General features: G+C 72.9%; 13 protein-coding genes. 7 read left to right on the forward strand and 6 right to left on the reverse strand.

Annotated elements, in window-relative coordinates; all coding sequences use genetic code 11:
- The first annotated feature begins 158 nt into the window (after positions 1–158).
- The 4 genes from ACH4VO_RS09195 to ACH4VO_RS09210 all read left to right on the forward strand — a co-directional run bounded on the left by ACH4VO_RS09195 (position 159) and on the right by ACH4VO_RS09210 (position 5,022).
- Positions 159–536, forward strand: coding sequence for a YciI family protein (locus tag ACH4VO_RS09195; RefSeq protein WP_360988721.1), 378 nt, complete (start codon positions 159–161; stop codon positions 534–536).
- Between the two features lie 273 nt (positions 537–809).
- Positions 810–1,652: a class I SAM-dependent methyltransferase gene (locus ACH4VO_RS09200; protein ID WP_360988718.1), complete on the forward strand. Its 843-nt coding sequence runs from the start codon at positions 810–812 to the stop codon at positions 1,650–1,652.
- 761 nt (positions 1,653–2,413) lie between these two features.
- On the forward strand, positions 2,414–3,751 hold the full coding sequence (locus ACH4VO_RS09205) for a condensation domain-containing protein (protein WP_360988716.1): 1,338 nt from the start codon (positions 2,414–2,416) through the stop codon (positions 3,749–3,751).
- Positions 3,752–3,762: 11 nt separating this feature from the next.
- Complete coding sequence (locus ACH4VO_RS09210; protein WP_360988714.1) at positions 3,763–5,022, forward strand: acyl-CoA dehydrogenase family protein; 1,260 nt, start codon at positions 3,763–3,765, stop codon at positions 5,020–5,022.
- 539 nt (positions 5,023–5,561) lie between these two features.
- Here the strand turns inward: ACH4VO_RS09210 and ACH4VO_RS09215 are convergent.
- From ACH4VO_RS09215 to ACH4VO_RS09225, 3 genes are all read right to left on the reverse strand, one after another.
- Complete coding sequence (locus tag ACH4VO_RS09215) at positions 5,562–6,335, reverse strand: SDR family oxidoreductase (protein ID WP_360988712.1); 774 nt, start codon at positions 6,333–6,335, stop codon at positions 5,562–5,564.
- Positions 6,336–7,036: 701 nt separating this feature from the next.
- Complete coding sequence (locus ACH4VO_RS09220) at positions 7,037–8,383, reverse strand: FAD-dependent oxidoreductase (protein ID WP_360988710.1); 1,347 nt, start codon at positions 8,381–8,383, stop codon at positions 7,037–7,039.
- A gap of 212 nt (positions 8,384–8,595) precedes the next feature.
- On the reverse strand, positions 8,596–9,861 hold the full coding sequence (locus ACH4VO_RS09225; RefSeq protein WP_360988706.1) for a sigma-70 family RNA polymerase sigma factor: 1,266 nt from the start codon (positions 9,859–9,861) through the stop codon (positions 8,596–8,598).
- 122 nt (positions 9,862–9,983) lie between these two features.
- Between ACH4VO_RS09225 and ACH4VO_RS09230 the strand changes: the two genes are divergently transcribed.
- On the forward strand, positions 9,984–11,486 hold the full coding sequence (locus ACH4VO_RS09230; RefSeq protein ID WP_360988704.1) for an FAD-binding oxidoreductase: 1,503 nt from the start codon (positions 9,984–9,986) through the stop codon (positions 11,484–11,486).
- Positions 11,487–11,977: 491 nt separating this feature from the next.
- Here ACH4VO_RS09230 and ACH4VO_RS09235 read toward each other — a convergent pair whose 3' ends face one another.
- The 3 genes from ACH4VO_RS09235 to ACH4VO_RS09245 form a co-directional block, all read right to left on the reverse strand.
- Positions 11,978–12,859 carry a phytanoyl-CoA dioxygenase family protein gene (locus tag ACH4VO_RS09235; protein ID WP_360988702.1) on the reverse strand — a complete coding sequence of 294 codons (882 nt, stop codon included), beginning with the start codon at positions 12,857–12,859 and terminating at the stop codon, positions 11,978–11,980.
- A 5-nt stretch (positions 12,860–12,864) separates the two neighbouring features.
- Positions 12,865–13,119 (reverse strand): phosphopantetheine-binding protein, encoded by a 255-nt coding sequence (locus ACH4VO_RS09240; protein WP_360988700.1) that lies wholly within the window; start codon positions 13,117–13,119, stop codon positions 12,865–12,867.
- 310 nt (positions 13,120–13,429) lie between these two features.
- Positions 13,430–14,932, reverse strand: a complete 1,503-nt coding sequence (locus tag ACH4VO_RS09245) for an FAD-dependent monooxygenase (protein WP_360988698.1) — start codon at positions 14,930–14,932, stop codon at positions 13,430–13,432.
- Positions 14,933–15,715: 783 nt separating this feature from the next.
- Here ACH4VO_RS09245 and ACH4VO_RS09250 point away from each other — a divergent pair.
- Both ACH4VO_RS09250 and ACH4VO_RS09255 read left to right on the forward strand, forming a co-directional pair.
- Positions 15,716–16,477, forward strand: coding sequence for a DUF2306 domain-containing protein (locus tag ACH4VO_RS09250; protein ID WP_360988696.1), 762 nt, complete (start codon positions 15,716–15,718; stop codon positions 16,475–16,477).
- A 681-nt stretch (positions 16,478–17,158) separates the two neighbouring features.
- The gene (locus tag ACH4VO_RS09255) at positions 17,159–18,712 is read left to right on the forward strand and encodes an MFS transporter (RefSeq protein WP_360988694.1); all 1,554 of its coding nucleotides are present in this window, start codon (positions 17,159–17,161) and stop codon (positions 18,710–18,712) included.
- Positions 18,713–18,762: the final 50 nt, after the last annotated feature.

Consider the following 18,762-nt stretch of genomic DNA (forward strand, 5'->3'; position numbering starts at 1 on the left):
GTGTACCGGCGCGCCCTGTGCGGGGCCCGGGCGTCCTGCGCCGGATCTCGTACAGTGGCCTTCCGTAAGGTGAGTAACGTGATCCAGCCGATCACTTCCACCGGATTTCACACATTCGTTCGGGTCGTCGCGCGTGGCCCGGGGAGGCTGAGGCTGACTTGAAGTACCTGCTCATGATCTACGGCAACGAGGAGAAGTGGGCTTCGATCCCGGCCGAGGTGCTGGACGAGGAGATCGCGGAGCAGGACGCCTGGAACTCCCGTTACCGGGCTTCCGGCGAGTTGCTCGCGGCCTACGGCCTCGGTGACCGGAGCGAGGCCTCGCTGGTGCGGAACAAGGACGGTGCTCCGTTCTCCACCGACGGCCCCTATCTGGAGGCCAAGGAGTTCGTGTGCAGCCTGTACCTCCTGGAGGTGGAGTCGGCCGAGCGGGCCCGCGAGATCGCGGCGCAGATGCCGTGGGCGCGCGAGAGCCCGGTCGAGATGTGGCCGGTCCTGCATGACGGGTTCGCGCCGAAGCCCGACGGCGACGCCTGAGCGGGGTGACTGCCGCCCCCGGCTCCCGGACGGGAGCCGGGGGCGGCGTGCTGTGACCACGGCCCCCGGCGGCCCTGCGCCCCGGTGGGCCGGCGGGCCGGTCGGGCGCCGGGCCCGCCCCGGGTGCCTGCTGGTGGCACGCCGCGAGCGGGGCCGGGGGGGCGGGGTCTCGCGTCGCGGTGGCCGCGCACGCAGGGAGATGCCCGGCCCTGCCGCCGCTGCGACGCTGGGGCAGGGCTTGGTGGATCTGGTCCCCTCGCGAGAGGAGAAGCCATGGACAGCGCGACGACCGCCGGCCGGACGCCGGAGACGGATGAGATCGCCGAGATGTTCGACGAGTCGTCCGACATGTCGAATGTGTTCAACGACGGCCAGGTGCATCTGGCTTACTGGTACGGCGAGGAGGACGAGGCTCCGCTGATCGAGGCGGCGCGGCGGCTGACCCGCAAGGTGGCGGACTCGCTGCGGTTGCGTGAGGGTGACCAGGTCCTCGACGTCGGCTGCGGTCTGGGGGCGCCGGCCATCCAGCTCGCCACCGAGTACGGGGTGCGGGTCACCGGCGTCAATATCAGCACCCGCCAGGTGGCCGAGGCGCGGGCCCGGGTCCGGGCGGCCGGGCTGGCCGACCAGGTCACGTTCCGGGTCGGCGACTACGGTGCGCTGGACTTCCCGGACGGCGGCTTCGACGCGGTGGTGGCGATGGAGTCCCTCGTCTATGTCGGTGACCTCGGGCATACGCTCGCCGGCCTGTACCGGGCGATGCGCCCCGGCGGCCTGTTGTGCTTGACCGAGCCCACCCGGGAGGGCCTCGATGTCGCGGCCGCCGGCCGGTTCGCGGCGGGCTTCGGGGCGAAGCGGATGCTGTCGGTGGCCGAGTGGCTGGAGACGTTGCGGGAGGCCGGGTTCGAGCCGGCGGAGTACCTGCAGTGCGGGCCGCGGGTGTTCGGGATGGGCCCCAAGTACCTGCAGGCCGTGGATACGCGGCGCGAGGAGCTGGCCGGCCGGTTCGGCGAGGTGGCCGTCGACGGACTCCGGCAGACGCTGGAGGAATTCTTCGCGCCGGGGGCCGACCGGATCGGCTATGCGGTGATCACCGTCCGCAAACCCGGGTACTGACCTGCCGGACGCGGCCCGGCGGGGATACGTGCCGGACCGGGCGGGAGCGTGAGGCCGCGTGCGGGGGGTCGCCGGCCCCGGCCGCGGGCAGCTCGCCGGGACGGGGGCGGCTTCGGTGCGACGACGTTCTCGTGCGGCGCGTCCTGGCGCCCGTTCCCCGGTCCCTTGCGGCACGCCCCCTGTGAGCTGCCGGTGTCTCACGTGTACTCCTCGTGCCGAGGCCGCCGGTGCCGGGGGTGGTGGCAGTCCGCCACGGTGTGCGGACGGGCCACGCCGCCACCGAGGCCGATGCCCCGCAGCGGCTCGGCGCACTGACCGCCGCCCGGGGCCGGGGCCGGACTCGCCCAGGCCACCGACACCGACCCGGGGCGGCGGCCTGGGGTCGAATCTGCCGGCCGGGGCGGTGGGCGGGGGCGCAATCACGAAGATGCGCGGGGCTCCACGCGGTGATGAGAATCGAGACGCGGCCCCGTGGCGGAGGGCTGGACCAAGCCGTCGCGCCCGGTCGTGCCGGAGTCTTCCACGGCGCGAACTGCCGTGGCCGGCCGCTTCGTCCGTGACGGACGTGTGCGGTATCCGGCCCTCACGCCGGTCGCGACGAACCCGACGCTTCTCCCGGCCGGCATGCGCGGCGTGCCGGCCGACCGCGGTGGCCGGGGTGGGGTCGGCATGGCTCCGGTGGCCGCCGCATTCGATACGCGACGCGCTGATCGACGCCCCCGGCAACGGCAGCGTCCGTCTTTTCTGAGGAGAGATCCCCCATGACCACGACTTCGCAGTCCCCGCAGGCAACCACGGCGCTCTCCCTGCAGCAGCAGTTTCTCTGCATGTTCGCCCAGGGCGGCTTCAGAACCGGCCCGTTCGGGCCGCACTACACGGAGGTCTTCGCGTGGCGGATCCACGGCCGCGTCGACGTGGGAGCCATGCGTGGGGCGTTGGCCGATGTGGTCGAGCGGCATGAGGCGCTGCGCACCCTGGTACGTCTGGAGGACGGGGGCGCGCAGAGCGTGCTGCCCGCCGTGCAGCCGGAGCTGGAGCTGGTCGACCTGGAGGAGCCGCCGGGCGCGGACCGGGACCGGCGCGCCGAGCAGCTCATGATCCAGGCGGAGACCCGGTCGTTCCCGGCCGACCAGGTTCCGTTGCTGCGGGCCGTTCTGGGCCGCTTCGACGAGCAGGACTCCGTCCTGGTGCTGTGCGCCCACCACAGCGCCGCCGACGTCTGGTCGATCCAGGTGATCCTGCGGGACCTGGCGCACTGCTACACGGCGCGCGCGGCCGGCGGCGAGCCGCGGCTGCCCGAGGTGGCCCAGTACCGGGACTACGTCACCGCGCAGCAGGAGGAGGCCGGCGGGCCGGCGGTGGCCGCTTCACGGGCGTACTGGCGCGAGACGCTGCGCGGCGCGAAGATCCTGGTCGCGCCGGTGCACCGCACCGGGCAGTCCCCCGCGACGAGTTATCACCGGTTCACCACCGACGCGCGCCTGAGCGCGGAGGTGTCCCGGCTGGCCAAGGAGACGCGCAGCTCGCCGTTCATGGTGCTGCTCGCCGCGTTCACCGTCTTCGTGAACCGCCGTACCGGGGCGACGGACATCGTGGTGCCCACCTTCACGCCGGGGCGTGAGCACCGCTTCCAGTCCACGGTCGGGTCGTTCTTCAACTTCACCCCGCTGCGGGTCGATCTGGAGGGGTGCCGGACCTTCCGTGATGTCGTCGCCCGCACCAGGAAGGCCTGCGTCGGCGCGTTCTCGCACGAGCTGCCGCTGCTGCACGTCCTCGCCGAGGCGCCCGAGCTGATGTCCTCGGCCGGCCCCGACGCGGTGCCCACCCTGTTCCAGGCCGTCCAGCCGCCCTACCTGACGCAGGGCGAGCGGATCGGTGACCTCGAGTACACGGCGATCTGGCGGCGGGTCATCCCCCAGCCGCTCGGCTCCGACACTCCGGACGGCATGATCTGGTCGATGCACCTGAGCGACTCCGAGGTGGTCGGCGGGCTCAGCTTCAGCCGTCACCTCTTCGAGCAGGCCGAGGTCGAAGATCAGGCGGCCGGGTTCCTCGAGGTGATCGGCGATCTGCTCGCCGGCCCGGACGCGGCGATCTGAGGGCCGGCGCCATGACCGACACCGAGAACGCCGCGCGGGGCGCGGCCGTGCTGTCCGAGGCCGACGTCACCCCGGCCGTGCTGATCGAGCGGGCCAAGGCCATGGTGCCCGCCCTGGTGGCGCGCCAGCAGGAGACCGAGCAGCGGACCTTCTACGCCGAGGACACCCATCGGGCGTTCCGCGACGCGGGCTTCTACCGCATAACGGTGCCCAGACGGTACGGCGGCTACGAGTTGGGCTTCGACACGTTCCTGCAGGTCGCGATGGTCCTGTGCCGTGCCTGCCCGTCCACGGGCTGGATGTTCTGCCTGGGGGCCGCGCACTCGCTGTTCGCCGGCAGCATGTTCCAGGAGAAGGCGCAGGCCGAGATCTTCCGCGGCGGCGACTTCATCGCGCCGCTCGTCAACACCCCGTACGGGACGGCCACGCGCGCCGAGGACGGCGGCTGGATCCTGGACGGTGTGTGGAGGTACTGCTCCGGCGCGCCGTACGCGACCCACTTGATCGGCAACACCGTGATCGCCGGGGATGACGCGGACCCGCCGCGCCGGCTGCTGTTCATCGCGCCCCGCGATCAGTGGGAGATGCTCGATGACTGGGGTGGGCAGCTGGGTCTCAAGGGCAGCGGTTCGCACAGCATCCGGATGCGCGGCGGGCACATTCCCGGCCACTTCGGCATCGAGGTCAATTTCGAGGAGATCTCGGTGACCGGGGGCACTCCGGGGCGGGAGCTGCACGCGCATCCGCAGTACGGTGGCGCACCGGCGAGTTCGATGGCTCTGGAGGGCGCGCACATCGCGGTCGGTATGTGCCAGGGCGCGCTCGACGCGTACACGGAGCTGATGTTCTCCCGCACCACGATCGTCCCGCCGTTCCTGCCCAGGGCGGAGGATCCCGACTTCCAGCTCTGGTACGGGAAGGCCAGCGGCATGATCGACGCCGCCGAGACGTTGGTTCTCGCGGCGTCGCGGCGCTGGCACGAGCTGTCCGGGCTGCCGGTCGGGGCGTTCACCGCCGAGGAGGACGTGCGGATCGCGCTCACCTGCCGGGAGGCCACGGATCTGGCGTGGCGGGCGGTGGACGAGATCCTCCAGCCGACCGCCGGTAGCCAGGCGGTACGTGAGGGAACCCGTCTGGAACGGGTCTGGCGCGACCTGTCCACCGGTCGTACGCACGCCAGTTCGGCCGTGCTGCTCACTACCGTGGCCAACCGTGGGTTCGCCCAGCTCAGGCTGGCGAGCTTGCGTGGCCGGCCCGCTCCGGAGGCGTAGTCCTGCCTGCCGGTCCGGGGGTGGGAAGGCCGTCGGGCCGCTTCTCGCGTGCCGAGGTCGGCCAGGGTGGGGCCCCGGCGGTGTCCGCCGGGGCCCGCACAGCCGGGCGGTCCCGGGTGCGGTGGGCGGCGCTCGGGGCGTCGGGGATGCGGGCGGGCCGGGCACGGAGCTGTGCGCACACGGCCGGCGGCTGGTGACCGGGCGGTGGGCGGATGGGGTGGGCCGGGGCTCCTGCCTTCTGCCAGGGGGCCGTGCGGCGCCGGCGTGGCCGTCGCGAGCCGAACCCCGGGCCCGGGGGGCGGGAGTTGTGGGGCCGCGCCGCTGCAAAGGACGCACCGGATGCCTTGTGGCCGCGGCCGGTCCGTCCCCGCGCGGTGGGGGCGACCGCTCCGGCCGCGGCGGGGGGTGACGGCTCTGTCGGGGCCCACGACCGGGTGTCCGCGCTCCGTGGCCGAGGGCCCCCACCCGCACGAGCGGCCGGATCACCGCACCGCCTCGCGGCCTGCCGGGACGGTGCGGCACGGTCGTGCGGGGCGCTCTCAGGAGTGGAATTCGCCCGCGTCGACGTTGAGGCTCTGCCCGGTGATCGCCCTGGCCAGGTCCGAGGCCAGGTACAGCACCGCGTTGGCGACGTCGCCCGGGTCGGGCAGCCGGCGCAGGTCGAAGGCGGCCGCGGTCCGGGCGTAGACGTCCTGCAGCGTCACTCCCTGCTCGGCGGCCTGCGTCGCGAACCAGCTCTTCAGTCCGTCGGTCCAGATGTAGTTGGGCACCACGGTGTTGACCCGGACGCCGCTGGGGCCGAGCTCGGTGGCCAGGCTGCCGGCCAGGGAGTGCAGCGCCGATTTCGAGGCCTTGTAGGCGCCGAAGTGGGGGCGGGAGTGGTGCACCACCGCCGAGCTGACCATCACGACGGATCCTGCGTGTCCGCTCAGGGTCGGCGCCAGGAGCTGGACCAGGCGCAGCGCGGCCAGGGCGTCCGTCTCCAGGGAGGCGCGCACGGCGTCCAGGTCCATCGTCGCCAGGTCGCCCATCGCCGGGGGTGCGAACGCGTTGCTGACGAACACGTCGACCCTGCCGAAGGTGTCCAGGGCGCGCTCGGTCAGGGTTCGGCAGGCGTCGGGGTCGAGGATGTCGGTGGGGACCGCCAGGGCCCGGCGGCCGTGGGACTCGACCTCGGCGGCCACCGACGTCAGGACCGTCCCGGTGCGGGCCGCCAGGACCACGTCGGCTCCGGCCTCGGCGCCGCGGACCGCGATCTCGCGGCCGAGGCCGGGGCCGACGCCGGTCACCAGCATCACCTTGTCGGAGAGCATCTGTGCCTTCCTTCCTGTGGGAGAACGCGAGGGAGTCCATGGGTCACACCCACGAGAGGTACGCGCGCGTCGTCTGGGGCGTGATCGCGCGATCCGTGGGCTGTGCGGACAGCGGGCGGGGCCGCCTCCGGGCGGCACGGGCACGATGTGCGGGTGCCGTTCGTCCTGGACGCCGGCGGCCAGGGCAGTGGCGATCGTCTGTCCGCCGCCCTGCACCGCTACGTCCTTGCCCGGTGTTCCGGCCGCTGCGACGGCTCGTCCGACTGTTTCGGTGACGGTGCCGGTGGTGGTGGCGCATTCGAGGGGGTGCCGCCGGACCTCGGGCGCGGCGGCAGCGGCAGCGGCCGGTGCGACCGTCGCGACGAAGTCCGGTACGGGGAAGTACGGTTCGTCGCCCCATGTCTGCGGGCCGTGGTCGAGCACGCGGCGGCCGATGAGGGCCGCGCCGGTGCGGGTGAAGGACTCGCCCGTGGTGCCGGCGCCCCCTGCCCGGTCGCCGCCGCGGCCGGGGTGTGCCGGGGGTCGGGCGCGAAGAGCCATCGGTGCAGGCGCTCGCCGCCCCTGCCCAGGGTGTGGCGGTCGGGGCTGTCGCCGGGCCGGCGACGAAGCTGTCGAGGGGCCGGAGATGTCCGCGATCGCCTGGGGCATGTCTTCGACGATGGCAGGGCAGGGGGCGCGGGGCGTCTTCGTGCGTGCCGAGGTCAGGGCACGATCGTGGTCTCCGGCATCGCGTCGCCCCGGAACAGGCCCTCGGGGTCCACGCGTGCCCGGATCCGCTCGACCGCCCGGACGTCGGCTTCGGACAGGTGCCCGCGCGGCCGGTCCAGGCCCTTCACGAAGCCGGGCGCGGTCCGGCCCGTGTCCCAGGGGCCGAGGGCGGCGCGCACCCTGTCGCAGTGTTCGGTGATCTCCTGCGGTGTGCCGCGCAGTTCGGGGACGCCGGCGCCCATGTAGGCCAGGCGTGCGTCCAGGCGGTTCAGTGCGCCGCCGGCCGGGGCGGCGACGGCCATGCGTCCGCCGAGTTGGCGCAGTTCGGCGGCGATCAGGGGGGAGCCGGAGCCTTCGCCGGTCATCCGCAGGAACGCGGCGATTCCTTCGCGGCCCGGCTCGGCGAGCAGGAGGTGGTCGCCGATGAAGGTGCCGGGCTCGTCGGGGTCCATGTGGACGTCCGGAACCAGTTCGGGACCGCAGTCCTGCCAGGTGTCGAGTACCGGCGTGCCGATCTTGCGCAGCGGGTCCAGCAGGTCGCGTGCGGGGGCGGGGGCGAGGGCGACGCCGGCGACGCACACCACCGGGCCGCCTTTGAGTATCGGCGGGATTTCCGGCAGGTCGGGCAGGTTCATCACGCGCAGGGAGGTGGAGACCTCCTCGGGTGCGTGCAGCGTCCAGTCGTACCAGGTGCCGACCACGGCCTCGGCGTGCTCCCACGGCCAGAAGGCGGCGCCGGCGACGAGTTCGGGCACCGGGAACAGGTCGATCTCGACGGCGGTGACGACGCCGAAGCCGCCTCCTCCGCCGCGCAGGGCCCAGAAGAGTTCGGGGTCCTCTTCGGCGCTCACGCGGCGCAGGTGTCCGTCCGCGAGGATGATGTCGACGCTGCGGATGTGGTTGGCGGCCAGGCCGAGTTTGCGGCCGTAGAGGCTCACCCCTCCGTGCAGCAGGTAGCCGATGGCGCCGACGGTGCCCGAGGTGCCGTGGGGTGCGGCGAGGCCGTGGGGTGCGGCGGCGTGGATGACGGCGCTCCAGGGTGTGCCCGCGGGGATGCGGGCCCGGCGGCGGCCGGGGTCGATCTCGACGCCGCCGGACAGGAGGGGGCGGATCAGGAGGGCGCCGGTCATCGGGGGGGCCGCGCCGGCGGAGTGGCCCGTGGTGTGGACGCGTACGCCCTGGCCGTGCGCCGAGGCATGGCTGATGGCCGCCCGCACGTCGTCGGGGCCGGTGGCGGTGAGTGCGGCGGCGGGGTGTGCTGGGCCGGCGAGGTTGAACACGCCGGTGGCGGCGTCGTAGGCGGGGTCGCCGGGGAAGGCGATGGGCGCGGTGTCGGGCATGAACTCCCCTTGGGGGTGGCGTGGCGGCTCTCCTTCCCAGGGTGCGGGCCGGGTTGTCGCGCGAGCATCCGTCAGAGTGCTCAGCGGCGGCGGCGCGGGCTCGAAGAGGCTCGGCCCGCTCGCCCGGGCGACGGTGGCGGTCGAGCCGGAGGGGCGCGCCTGCTGCCGGTCATCGGTCTGTCACCTGTCGGTAGCCGGCCGGCCGCGCTCCCCTACCGTGCCTTGTCCTCCAGTGCGGCCCCCACCCGCTGCGCCTGCTCCATGAGGAAGCGCTGTTCCGGCCCGCTCACGGCCTGTCGTGCCGCGGTCCGGTAGGCCTCTCGTGCCCTGTCCAGACCGCCGTCCATCTCCAGCAGGTAGGCCCGCACCGCGCTGAGCCGGTGGCTGGCGGTCATCCAGCGGTCCTGTTCCAGCGGTTCCAGCAGTCGCAGGCCCTCGCGGGGGCCCTTGACCATCGCCATCGCCACCGCGCGGTTCAGGCGCACCGCCGAGCCGGGCGCGATCTGCTCCAGCAGGTCGTACAGGGCCAGGATCTGCAGCCAGTCGGTCTCGCCGCCTTCCGGTGTCTCGACGTGCACGGCGGCGATGGCGGCCTGCAGGCGGTAGAGGCCGATGCCGGGGCGGGCCAGGGCGTCGACGACCAGTGCCAGGCCCTCCTTCGCGAGGTCTGCGTTCCAGCGGGAGCGGTCCTGCTCGGCCATCGGGACAAGGGTGCCGTCGGCCAGGGTGCGGGCGGGGCGGCGTGCTTCGGTGAGGAGCATCAGCGCCAGCAGTCCGGTGACTTCGCCGTTGTCCGGCAGGACGCGGTGGGCCTGGCGGGTAAGGCGGATGGCTTCGGCGGTCAGGTCCGGGCGCAGCAGGTCGGGTCCGGCGGTGGCGGTGTACCCCTCGTTGAAGATGAGGTAGAGGACGTGCAGGACCGCGCGGGTGCGGTCGGGGCGTTCGGGTTCCGGCGGCATGCGGAAGGTCATGCCGGCGTTCTTGATCTGCTGCTTGGCGCGGGAGATGCGCCGGCTCATCGAGGTGTGCGGGACCATGAAGGCGCGGGCGATCTCCTCGGTGGTCAGGCCGCCGACGGCGCGCAGGGTCAGTGCGACTTGTGAGGGCGGGGTCAGCGCCGGGTGGCAGCACAGGAACAGGAGCATCAGGGTGTCGTCGTCGACGGAGACCAGGTCGTCGTCGGGGGCCGGGGCCAGCGACGCCTGGGGCAGTGCCATCGAGGCGACGGTGGCCTCACGGGTGCGGCGGGCACGGTCGCTGCGCCAGCTGTCGGTGAGGCGGCGTCCGGCGACGGTCAGGAGCCAGGCTCGCGCGTTGTCGGGGACGCCTTCGGCGGGCCACTGGGTGGCAGCGGCCACGAGCGCTTCCTGCACGGCGTCCTCACAGCCGTCGAATTGGCCGTGGCGCCGGACCAGGGCGCCCAGGACCGAGGGCCGCAGCTCCGCGAGGAGGTTTTCCAGGCGTTGATCGGGACGCACCGGCTCATTGTATATGCGGGGCGTCCGGGCGCCCGGGCATGTGCGCACACGTTGAGATGCCCGGCGCCCGCCGGCGGTGGCACGGTCGGGGCACAGACCGCGAACCTGTGAGGAAGGCCGCCATGACGGACACGACCGCCGCCGTCGTCACCCGCGACGACCCCCGCTACCCCGCCCTGGTCGAGGGCTACAACCATCGCTTCGTGGGCCGGCCCGAGGAGGTCCGGCTCGCCACCGGTGCCGCCGATGTGCAGGGTGTGGTCCAGGCGGCCGTGGACGCCGGCCGGCGGATCGCCGTGCGCAGCGGCGGCCACTGCTTCGAGGACTTCACGGCGCATCCGGACGTGCAGGTGCTCCTGGACCTGTCCGCGCTGGACCACGTCGGTCACGACGCGGGGCGTGACGCCTTCGTGGTGGAGCCGGGGGCGCGGCTGGAGCATGTCTACCGCACGCTGCACGACGGGTGGGGTGTGACCATCCCGGCCGGGACCTGCTTCGAGGTGGCCGTCGGCGGGCACATCGCGGCCGGCGGCTATGGTCCGTTGTCCCGGCGCGACGGCCTGGTGGTGGACCATGTCGCGGCGGTCGAGGCGGTCGTCGTGGGCGCGGACGGCCGGGCCCGGACCGTGGTCGGCAGCGACCGGCCCGAGGACCCGCACCACGACCTGTGGTGGGCGCACACCGGTGGTGGGGGCGGCAGCTTCGGCGTGGTCACGAAGTACTGGCTGCGCACGCCGGGGACGCCGGACGGCGACCCGGCCCGGCAGCTGCCCCGGGCGCCGCGGGCGGTGCTGCGCCGCGACACCGTGTGGTCCTGGGACGCGGTCTCGGAGGCCGACTTCCGCACCCTGCTGCGCAACTACGGTGCCTGGTACGAGGAGAACAGTGCGCCGGGCACACCGGCCGCGGCGTTGTGGAGCAATCTGATCATCACCCACCGCTCCGGCAACATGTTCGTCCTGACCTCGGTGATCCCCGACGACGCGCCGGATGCGGCCGGGGTCCTCGCGGCCCACACCGCGGCGGTCACCCGCGGAATCGAAGCCGAGCCGGTGTCGGTGACCTCCGGGACCTCCTCGTGGCTGGAGACGTGGCTGCCGTCCTACAGCTGGCCCAGCGATCCGCGGGGCCGGTACAAGAACAAGGCGGGTTATCTGCGGCGCGGGTTCTGCGACGCGCAGATCACGGCGATCCACCGGCATCTGTCGTCGTCGGAGTACGAGAACCCCATGGGGTGCCTGGTTCTGACGGGTTTCGGCGGCCAGGTGAACGCGGTCGCGCCGGGCGCCACCGCGGTGGCGCAGCGTGACAGCGTCCTCAAGGCCTCCTACAGCACCGGTTCCTGGACCGATCCGGCCGACGACGAGCGCCACCTGGCCTGGGTGCGTGCGTACTACCGGGACGTCTACGCGCACTGCGGGGGCGTGCCGGTCCCGGACGGCACCAATGACGGCTCCTACATCGGCTACCCCGACACCGATCTGGCCGATCCGGGGTGGAACACCTCGGGGGTCGACTGGTCCGTGCTGTATTTCAAGGACAACTACGCGCGGTTGCAGCGCGCGAAGCAGGTCTATGACCCGCTCGACGTGTTCCGCCACGGGTTGTCCGTCCGCCTGCCCTGAGAGGGGCGGCAGGTTTCCCGCGTGTGCTGATGGTGTGTCATGGCGACGTCCGGAGGCGGCTGTTCGTGCCGGGGAGCGGTGTCGGCCGTGGTGGAGGTCGTGAGTGGGGTGGCGGCTGCCCCGGTGGCCTGCGCGCCGTGCAGGGGTGTTCCGGCGGGAGGAGGCGGCGGCCACGGCGAGTGGTGCTCCGGGTGTTCCGGCCGGAGCGCCGGGGGCGGGCCGTCCGGGCTGACGCCCGCGTCGCGGGGTCGCACTCGCGCCGCCCGTGAACGCCGCAGCCGGTGCGCCCGCTTTCGCGGGGCGCACCGGCTGGTTCCGGCTCCTGGCCGCCAGGGCCTGTACGGAGTTCTGGGCCGGATCGGGGAGTGGTGTCCTGCGGCGTCGTGTGCACGGCGCAGGAGGGAGCGAGGGCGGAGCCCTCGCGACCGACGACAGCGCCGAAGACGGAGTCGCAGGCCGCCGCGAGCCCGGCCCGGAACTCGATACAGGCCCTACGTCAGTGGATTGGCGCCGCGTGGCCTGGTGGCGAGTTCCTGCTGTGTCTGCTCCAGCAGCAGGTGCGGGTCCTGCGTCTCGACCTGGCCGAGACCGGGCGGGCAACGGTCCCAGCCGAGCAGCCGCTGCACCTCCTGCGGCAGGGTCAGCACGGTGTCCCGGGAGACGGCGAGATACTGGTTCTCCTCCTGCCGCAGGTTGCCCAGGTCGAGGGCGAGGGAGAGGCTGTAGCGCGGTGAGTCCGTGGTGTTGGCTCCGCCGCCGTGGTAGACGCCGCCCGGCCAGAGCAGGGCGGAACCGGCGGGCATGACCGCCGGGACCGCCTCGGCGTAGGCGGGGGCCCGCTCGTCGTCCCATCGGTGGCTGCCGGGGATGACCAGGGTCGCGCCGTTGGCGCTGGTGAAGTCGGTCATCGCCAGCATCAGCTGCAGTCGGCACGGTGGTCCGGGATGCCGCCACAGGTGCATCGCGTCGTCGCGGTGCAGGGGCTGCCGGCCCTGGCCCGGATCGATTCGTATCGCCTGGGTGAAGCTGATCTGGATGCTCGGAGTCACCTCCATGCGGAGTTTGCCGATCCACATGTGCGTGGTCTGCTGCAGCAGGCGCCGGGCCGCGCCGAGGAACTGGGGTTGGAGGACCACGCTGGTCATCGGGCGCGGCGACCGCTGGAAGAGGCTGGACAGCCGCTTGGTCTTCTTGCCGTCGTAGCCGCTTTCGCTGTAACCGGCCGCATCGAGGCCGAGTTCGAGGTCCGCCCGGAGCGCGGCGAGCGTCTGGGAATCGACGAAGTTCTCGACGATCACCGCTCCGTCGCGTTCCAGGATCTCGACGACTTCGTCCAGCGGTGCGGCAGGGCTGACGTGGGTCAGTTCGGCCATCTGGCTCACCCTTCGAGACGGGCCAGTATGCCCCGGGTGAGGGTCTCCAGGTCCGGGTCCTCGAACAGGTCGCCGATGTCGAGCGTGATGCCCAGTTGCTCCTCGACCTTCGCGGCGATCCGGACCGCGGCGATGGACTGCCCGTTGAGCTCGACGAACGTGGCGCCGGGCCGGTCGGAGCCCGGGCCCAGTACGTCGCCCCAGATGGCGGCGACCTGCTGGGCGACGTCCGCGGTGGCCGACGGCTGCTGAGTGGTCATGTCACTGCTCCTCACTGCGTTGGGTGCGGGGTGTGGGGGGTGCCCGCAGGCCGCCCGCCCGTGTCTGTTGGACGTGCGTGTCCGGTGTGTGATCGGGTGCGGGTCCGGTGCGTCGGTGTCCGGCTCGGTGCGGTGGGTCGCCTCCTCGGGCTGCGCCGGTGTGCCGGCGCCGGCACGCGCCTGGGCCCCGGCGGCTTCTTCCTGCCTCGGATCACCCCGCGCCGAGGCCCAGGCGGGTCCGGCGTGGCGTGCCTGCGAAGAGCCCTGTCGGCGGGTGCCGTGTCCGCCGGTGTCCCGGTCCTCGTCCGGGTCACGGGCTCTTGTCCTCCTTGCTCGTGGGGGCCGGGATCTGCTCGGCCCCTCCGGTGGCCGGGACCCGGTCGGCGGGGTCCCGGGCGGCGGGGTCCCGGGCGGTTCGGGGGGCGCCGGGCACGGCCGGAGGCACGGTGGCCGGCGCGGCCGGGCCGCGCAGCGCGTTCAGCAGGACCCGGAGGATCATGCCGGGGCGCATCAGCTGTTCGGGCCGGTCGAGCATCCCGGCGGCGCGCATGTAGCCGCGGGTCACCGAGGGGTCGCGGGTCGCCGCTGTCTGGACCATCGTCAGGTAGCGCTGGCCTATGCGCAGTTTGAGGTCCCGCTTGCCCTTGACGCCGTCGAAGCCCAGGTCGACGGTGCGTGTCATCTCCCACGGCGGGTCGATGACGTCGTGCGCCAGGTCGCGGAAGTACTGCCGCGCGTCCGGCGTGGCGCCGGAGTGCAGGTGGCTGCGCAGGGTGAGGGCGGACAGGGCCGCGACCGTCATGCCCTGGGCGTAGACCGGGTTGAAGCAGGACACCGCGTCTCCGATGACCAGCAGGCCGGCCGGGAAGCGGCCCATCCGCTCGTACCGGCGGCGCTGGGTGGTGGGGAACCGGAAGGCGACCGGTTCGTCCAGCGGCTCGGCGTGTTTCAGCGCCTCGTGGATGTCGGGGACCGGCAGGCCCTTGACGAACGCGTACAGCCCTTGCTGGTCTGTGGGCGGGTGGTCGCCGAGGATGCCGTAGACGGTCATCAGCGTCCTGTCGCCCTCGGTCCGGGTGAAGATGACGCCGCGTGGGACCTCGGGTGAGGCGACAGCGATGATCGCGAGGTCGCCGTCGTAGGGGTCGGCCTTCATCGTGTAGTTCTGGGTGACGTAGCCCAGCCCGATGTGGGTCCGCTCCTCCTCGACGCGCGGGTAGCCCATCTCCTCGAGCCACACCGGGGTGCGTGAGCCGCGCCCGGTCGCGTCGACCACCAGGTCGGCCGCGATGGTCTCGCCGGGCGCGCCGCTCCTTTGGACGGTGACGCCGGTCACCTGCGTGCGGTCGGCGGTGGCGGTCAGGCCCAGGATGTCGCAGCGTTCGACGAAGCGGACGTTCGCCAGCTCGGCCGTGCGTTCGCGGATCCGGCGCTCCATCAGCGGCGCCGAAGCCGGCACCGCGATGGAGCCGATGTCGGCGCGCTTGGCCGGGCGGCCGCGGAAGTACCAGCGGACCGAGCCGGAGTAGTCGCCGACCGGGGTGCCGTCCGCGATGAGCCGGTCGGTGATGCCGGGGTAGAGCTCTTCCATCACCATCCGGCCGCGCACGTGCATGGCGTTGATGTGCTTGCCCTGGGGACGTCCGCGGCGCGGGCCGTCGATGCCGGTGACCGTGTCCCGGTCGACGACCAGGACCTCGTCGTAGGCCTCGGCCAGTACCCGGGCCGCGAACAGGCCGGCGATGCTGCCGCCCAGCACGACGGCGCGGGTCGGGTCGCCGTCGGCCGCCGACGGGGGTGTTTCCTGGGGCATCTCGCCCACCTCCTGGGGATCGTGCTGGGGATGTCGGGAGTCTGCGGTTCCGGGTTTGTCGGGGTTCGGGGTGCGGGGGCAGCCGCCGGGGGCCGGGGGGCCTGCCGGGCGGCCGGGTGGAAGGGAGTGGAGCGGGTGAGCGTGGTGCCGGGCGGAAAGAGCTCCCGGGCCGGTGAGGAGCGGGTGATCGTGTCGAGCGTCTCGGTGGGTGCGGCCTTCACAGCGCGGCGTTGCCCCGGGTTCCCGGGGGCCGTCAGGTCCCCGGGGCCGGTGCGCCGGCCCGGTCGGACACGGCGGCTCCGGCCGCTTTCCCCGGGCGGTCGGAGACCGCCCGGGGGCGGACCGGCTGGGCATGCCGGTGACGGACACGCCGGCCGGCACGGCCGGTATCCGGTTGCCCCCCTCCCGGCCGTTCCGCGCCGTCGTCGGCCAGGACGGCGTCCGCGCCGGCGGACCGCAGCGTGCGTGCCGCCGCCAGGCCGATGCCGCGTCGTCGGCATCGGCCATGGGCTTCACGATGTGGTCTGGGGCCGGGGTGGGGCATCTCCTGGATTGCGGGCCGGTGTCGGCCGGTGTGTGTCCCGAGCGTGTGGAGGCAGGGGGAGAGCCTGCGCGGCCGCGGTGCCGTGCTGGGAGGCGGCTTCGGGCACCGTGCCGGTGAACGGGGGCCCGGCGGGCCCGGAAACCCTCGTGACACAGCACTTACGAAGATGCCCGCCGGGGTCCTCAGGTCCGATGCTCTAGCTGCGTTCCACCCCCGCCGTGAGAGAGCCGAGGACAGGCATGTCTCAGAACAGTCAGCAGACAGGCCTCCAGATGCCCCCTCCGGAGGATCCTGACACCGGCCGGCGGTCCGCGGCCCGTACAAAACGGCCTTGGTGGAAGAAGTACTACCCCTGGTACGCCGTCGTGGGCGGGACGGTGCTGTTCAACCTGCTCTACTCCTTCCCCCACTACTTCGCCACGGACCCCGAGGTCTCCCGGAGCCAGCTCGACCCGGGCTTCCAGCCGCATTTCGCGTTCCTGGTCGCCCACGTGGTCACCGGCAACCTGGCTCTGGTGACGATGATGCTCCAGGCCTGGCCCGAGCTGCGCCGTACGCGCCCCTGGGTCCACCGTCTGGCCGGCCGGGTGTACGTGTTCGGTGCGGTGATCCCCACGACGCTCATCGTGCTGTTCGTGCTGGTTCCGCACCGTGCCAACCAGGGGAGCACCGGTCTCGCCTGCGGTGCGGTCCTGTGGCTGGGGACGACGCTGTACGCCTGGCGCAAGGCCCGTCAGCACCGCTACGCCGAGCACCGCCGTTGGATGGTCTACAGCTTCTCGCTCGCGCTGTTCACGACCTACGGCCGCATCGTCGCCTGGATGATGCTGAACTGGGGCCTGCAGGTGAACATCCAGGTCCTGATCGAGGCCACCAGCTGGGGTGTGTGGATCATGCACCTGCTGATCGCGCAGGCGTATCTGGAGTTCACGGCGCGCCGGCGTGGCACGACGCCGCACGCCGGGCGGTTCGACCCGGCGACCGGGGCGGTACGGCAGTAGAGGGCCGGCCCCCTCCACGGGTCGTCGAGGGTGGTCGGGCGAACCCTGTGCGAAGAGGTGCCGTGCGGGCCGCGGTGACGGACGTGTTCCGGGTCCGCCGGCGCACGATCGGCGAGGCATCCGGTCAGGGCGTGGCGTCCTCTGGCGGCTCCTGCGGGCGCGGGCCGTCTTCGGCGGGCCGGTCCCCGGCCCGTGGCGGACGCCGGGCCCGTCCCGCTTCCCGCCCCGGCCGGCCGCGCTCCGGGCTTCCGGCCCCGCTGACACCGAGGGCCTGCGTCCGTGGGCCACCACGGCGGTGGACGGGTGGGCGCCGGGGCGATGGCTGTCAGCGGCGCGAGGTGCGCCGGGGCTCGAGGACACCTCGTGCCACCGGGTCTGCCTTCGGCTCACCGGGAACCCCCCGGGACCGCACTGCCTTCCCTCCCGGTGGCCCAGATCCCTGGCGTCACACCCTCTTCACGGGGTTGCGGGGGCGGCGGCAGGGGGCGGAGCGCGGTGCGGGGGCCACGCCGTACGCCACCGCGACGCTGTCGGGCGCCTCGGCACGATCGCCCCTGCTCGACGCGCATCGCTCGCGACTGTGCACGGGGCGCGTGTCGGTTTCCCGGGACCTGCTCCGACTACCGGGCAACGGCGCCATGCGCGGGCGCTGCCCGCGGTGGTGAACGAGAAAGGATCTACATGAGTGACACGACTCAGGACACGGCCCCGTTGGCCGGGCGCCGGCAGTGGCTGGGCCTGGCCGCACTGTCCCTGCCGACGCTGCTGGTCGCCTTCGACATCGGTGTCCTGTTCCTCGCACTGCCCCATCTGAGTGCCGACCTGGGCGCGACCGGTACCCAGCAACTGTGGATCACCGATATCTACGGCTTCATGCTCGCCGGCTTCCTGATCACCATGGGTACGCTCGGCGACCGGATCGGCCGTCGCAAGCTCCTCATGATCGGCGCCAGCGCCTTTTCGGCCGCCTCGCTGCTCGCGGCGTTCTCGACCGGTCCGCTGATGCTGATCGTCGCCCGTGCCCTGCTGGGCATCGCCGCCGCGACGCTGTCGCCCTCGACACTCGCCCTGATCAGCAACATGTTCCGTGATCCCAAGCAGATGGGCACGGCCATCTCGCTGTGGGCCTTCTGCAATTTCAGCGGTGCCGCCCTGGGCCCGGTCATCGGCGGGGTCCTGCTGCAGCACTTCTGGTGGGGCTCGGTGTTCCTGATCAGCATCCCGGTCATGCTGCTCCTGCTGATCGCCGGTCCGATCCTGCTGCCCGAGTACCGTGACGCCGATGCCAAGCGCCTCGACCTGGTCAGCGTGGTGCTGTCGCTGGCCGCGATCCTGCCGGCGGTCTACGGCATCAAGCAGCTGGCCGCAGGCGACGACAGCTCCGCGGTGGGGGCGTTCGTGGCCATCGCCGTCGGCGTCGCGTTCGGTGTCATGTTCACCCGCCGGCAGCTGCGCCTGCCCAACCCGCTGCTCGACCTGCGGCTGTTCCGCAACATCAGGTTCAGCAGCTCCCTGCTGGCGATGTTGCTCGCCTCGGGGACGCTGGCCGGGCTGGGGCTGCTGTCCAGCCAGTTCATCCAGAGCGTGCTCGGGCTGGAGCCGACCGAGGCCGGGCTGTGGCAGGCCCCGACCGGTGTGGGCATCGCGGTCGGAGTGCTGGTCACACCGGTGATCGTGCGGCGGATCCAGTCGCGCACCGCGATTCTCGGCGGACTCGTGCTGTGCTCCGTCGGCCTGGCCGTGCTCACCACGGTGACCAGGACCAGCAGCCCCGGCCTGGTGTCCCTGAGCGTGGCGCTGGTGGCCTTGGGCATCGCGCCGATGTTCATGCTCGGCACCAGCCTGGTCGTCGGGGCGGCCCCGCCCGAGAAGGCGGGGTCGGCGGCGTCCATGTCGGAGACCAGCAACCTTCTCGGCTCGACCCTGGGGCTCGCCCTGCTCGGCAGCGTCGGCGGTGCGGTCTACCAGTCCGGGATGGCCGGCTCTCCGGTCGCCGAGGCCCGCCAGACGCTGGCCGAAGCGGTCTCCGCTGCCGCCGGGCTCCCGGCCGCCCAGGCCCGGTCGCTGCTGGACATGGCCCGCAACGCCTTCACCGACGGGCTGAACGTGGTGGCCGTCACCGGCCTCGTGATCATCGCGGTCATCTTCGTCCTGGCGTGGATGACGCTGGGCCAGAAGGCGGCGACGCCGTCCGGGGACCCGGATCCGGTCACCGAACACCCCCAGGCGGCCTGATCCTGACGAGGCGTTCCGCCCGGTGCCCGCCGCAGCGGGTACCGGGCGGT

Source organism: Streptomyces sp. NPDC020780, from assembly GCF_044334475.1.
Taxonomy (GTDB): Bacteria; Actinomycetota; Actinomycetes; order Streptomycetales; family Streptomycetaceae; genus Streptomyces.

Excerpts from the sequence above, each read along its gene's own strand:
- ACH4VO_RS09200 (WP_360988718.1), top strand. The coding sequence starts at position 810 with ATGGACAGCGCGACGACCGCCGGCCGGACGCCGGAGACGGATGAGATC.
- ACH4VO_RS09205 (WP_360988716.1), top strand. The coding sequence starts at position 2,414 with ATGACCACGACTTCGCAGTCCCCGCAGGCAACCACGGCGCTCTCCCTG.
- ACH4VO_RS09210 (WP_360988714.1), top strand. The coding sequence starts at position 3,763 with ATGACCGACACCGAGAACGCCGCGCGGGGCGCGGCCGTGCTGTCCGAG.
- ACH4VO_RS09215 (WP_360988712.1), bottom strand. The coding sequence starts at position 6,335 with ATGCTCTCCGACAAGGTGATGCTGGTGACCGGCGTCGGCCCCGGCCTC.
- ACH4VO_RS09220 (WP_360988710.1), bottom strand. The coding sequence starts at position 8,383 with ATGCCCGACACCGCGCCCATCGCCTTCCCCGGCGACCCCGCCTACGAC.
- ACH4VO_RS09230 (WP_360988704.1), top strand. The coding sequence starts at position 9,984 with ATGACGGACACGACCGCCGCCGTCGTCACCCGCGACGACCCCCGCTAC.
- ACH4VO_RS09235 (WP_360988702.1), bottom strand. The coding sequence starts at position 12,859 with ATGGCCGAACTGACCCACGTCAGCCCTGCCGCACCGCTGGACGAAGTC.
- ACH4VO_RS09240 (WP_360988700.1), bottom strand. The coding sequence starts at position 13,119 with ATGACCACTCAGCAGCCGTCGGCCACCGCGGACGTCGCCCAGCAGGTC.
- ACH4VO_RS09245 (WP_360988698.1), bottom strand. The coding sequence starts at position 14,932 with ATGCCCCAGGAAACACCCCCGTCGGCGGCCGACGGCGACCCGACCCGC.
- ACH4VO_RS09250 (WP_360988696.1), top strand. The coding sequence starts at position 15,716 with ATGTCTCAGAACAGTCAGCAGACAGGCCTCCAGATGCCCCCTCCGGAG.
- ACH4VO_RS09255 (WP_360988694.1), top strand. The coding sequence starts at position 17,159 with ATGAGTGACACGACTCAGGACACGGCCCCGTTGGCCGGGCGCCGGCAG.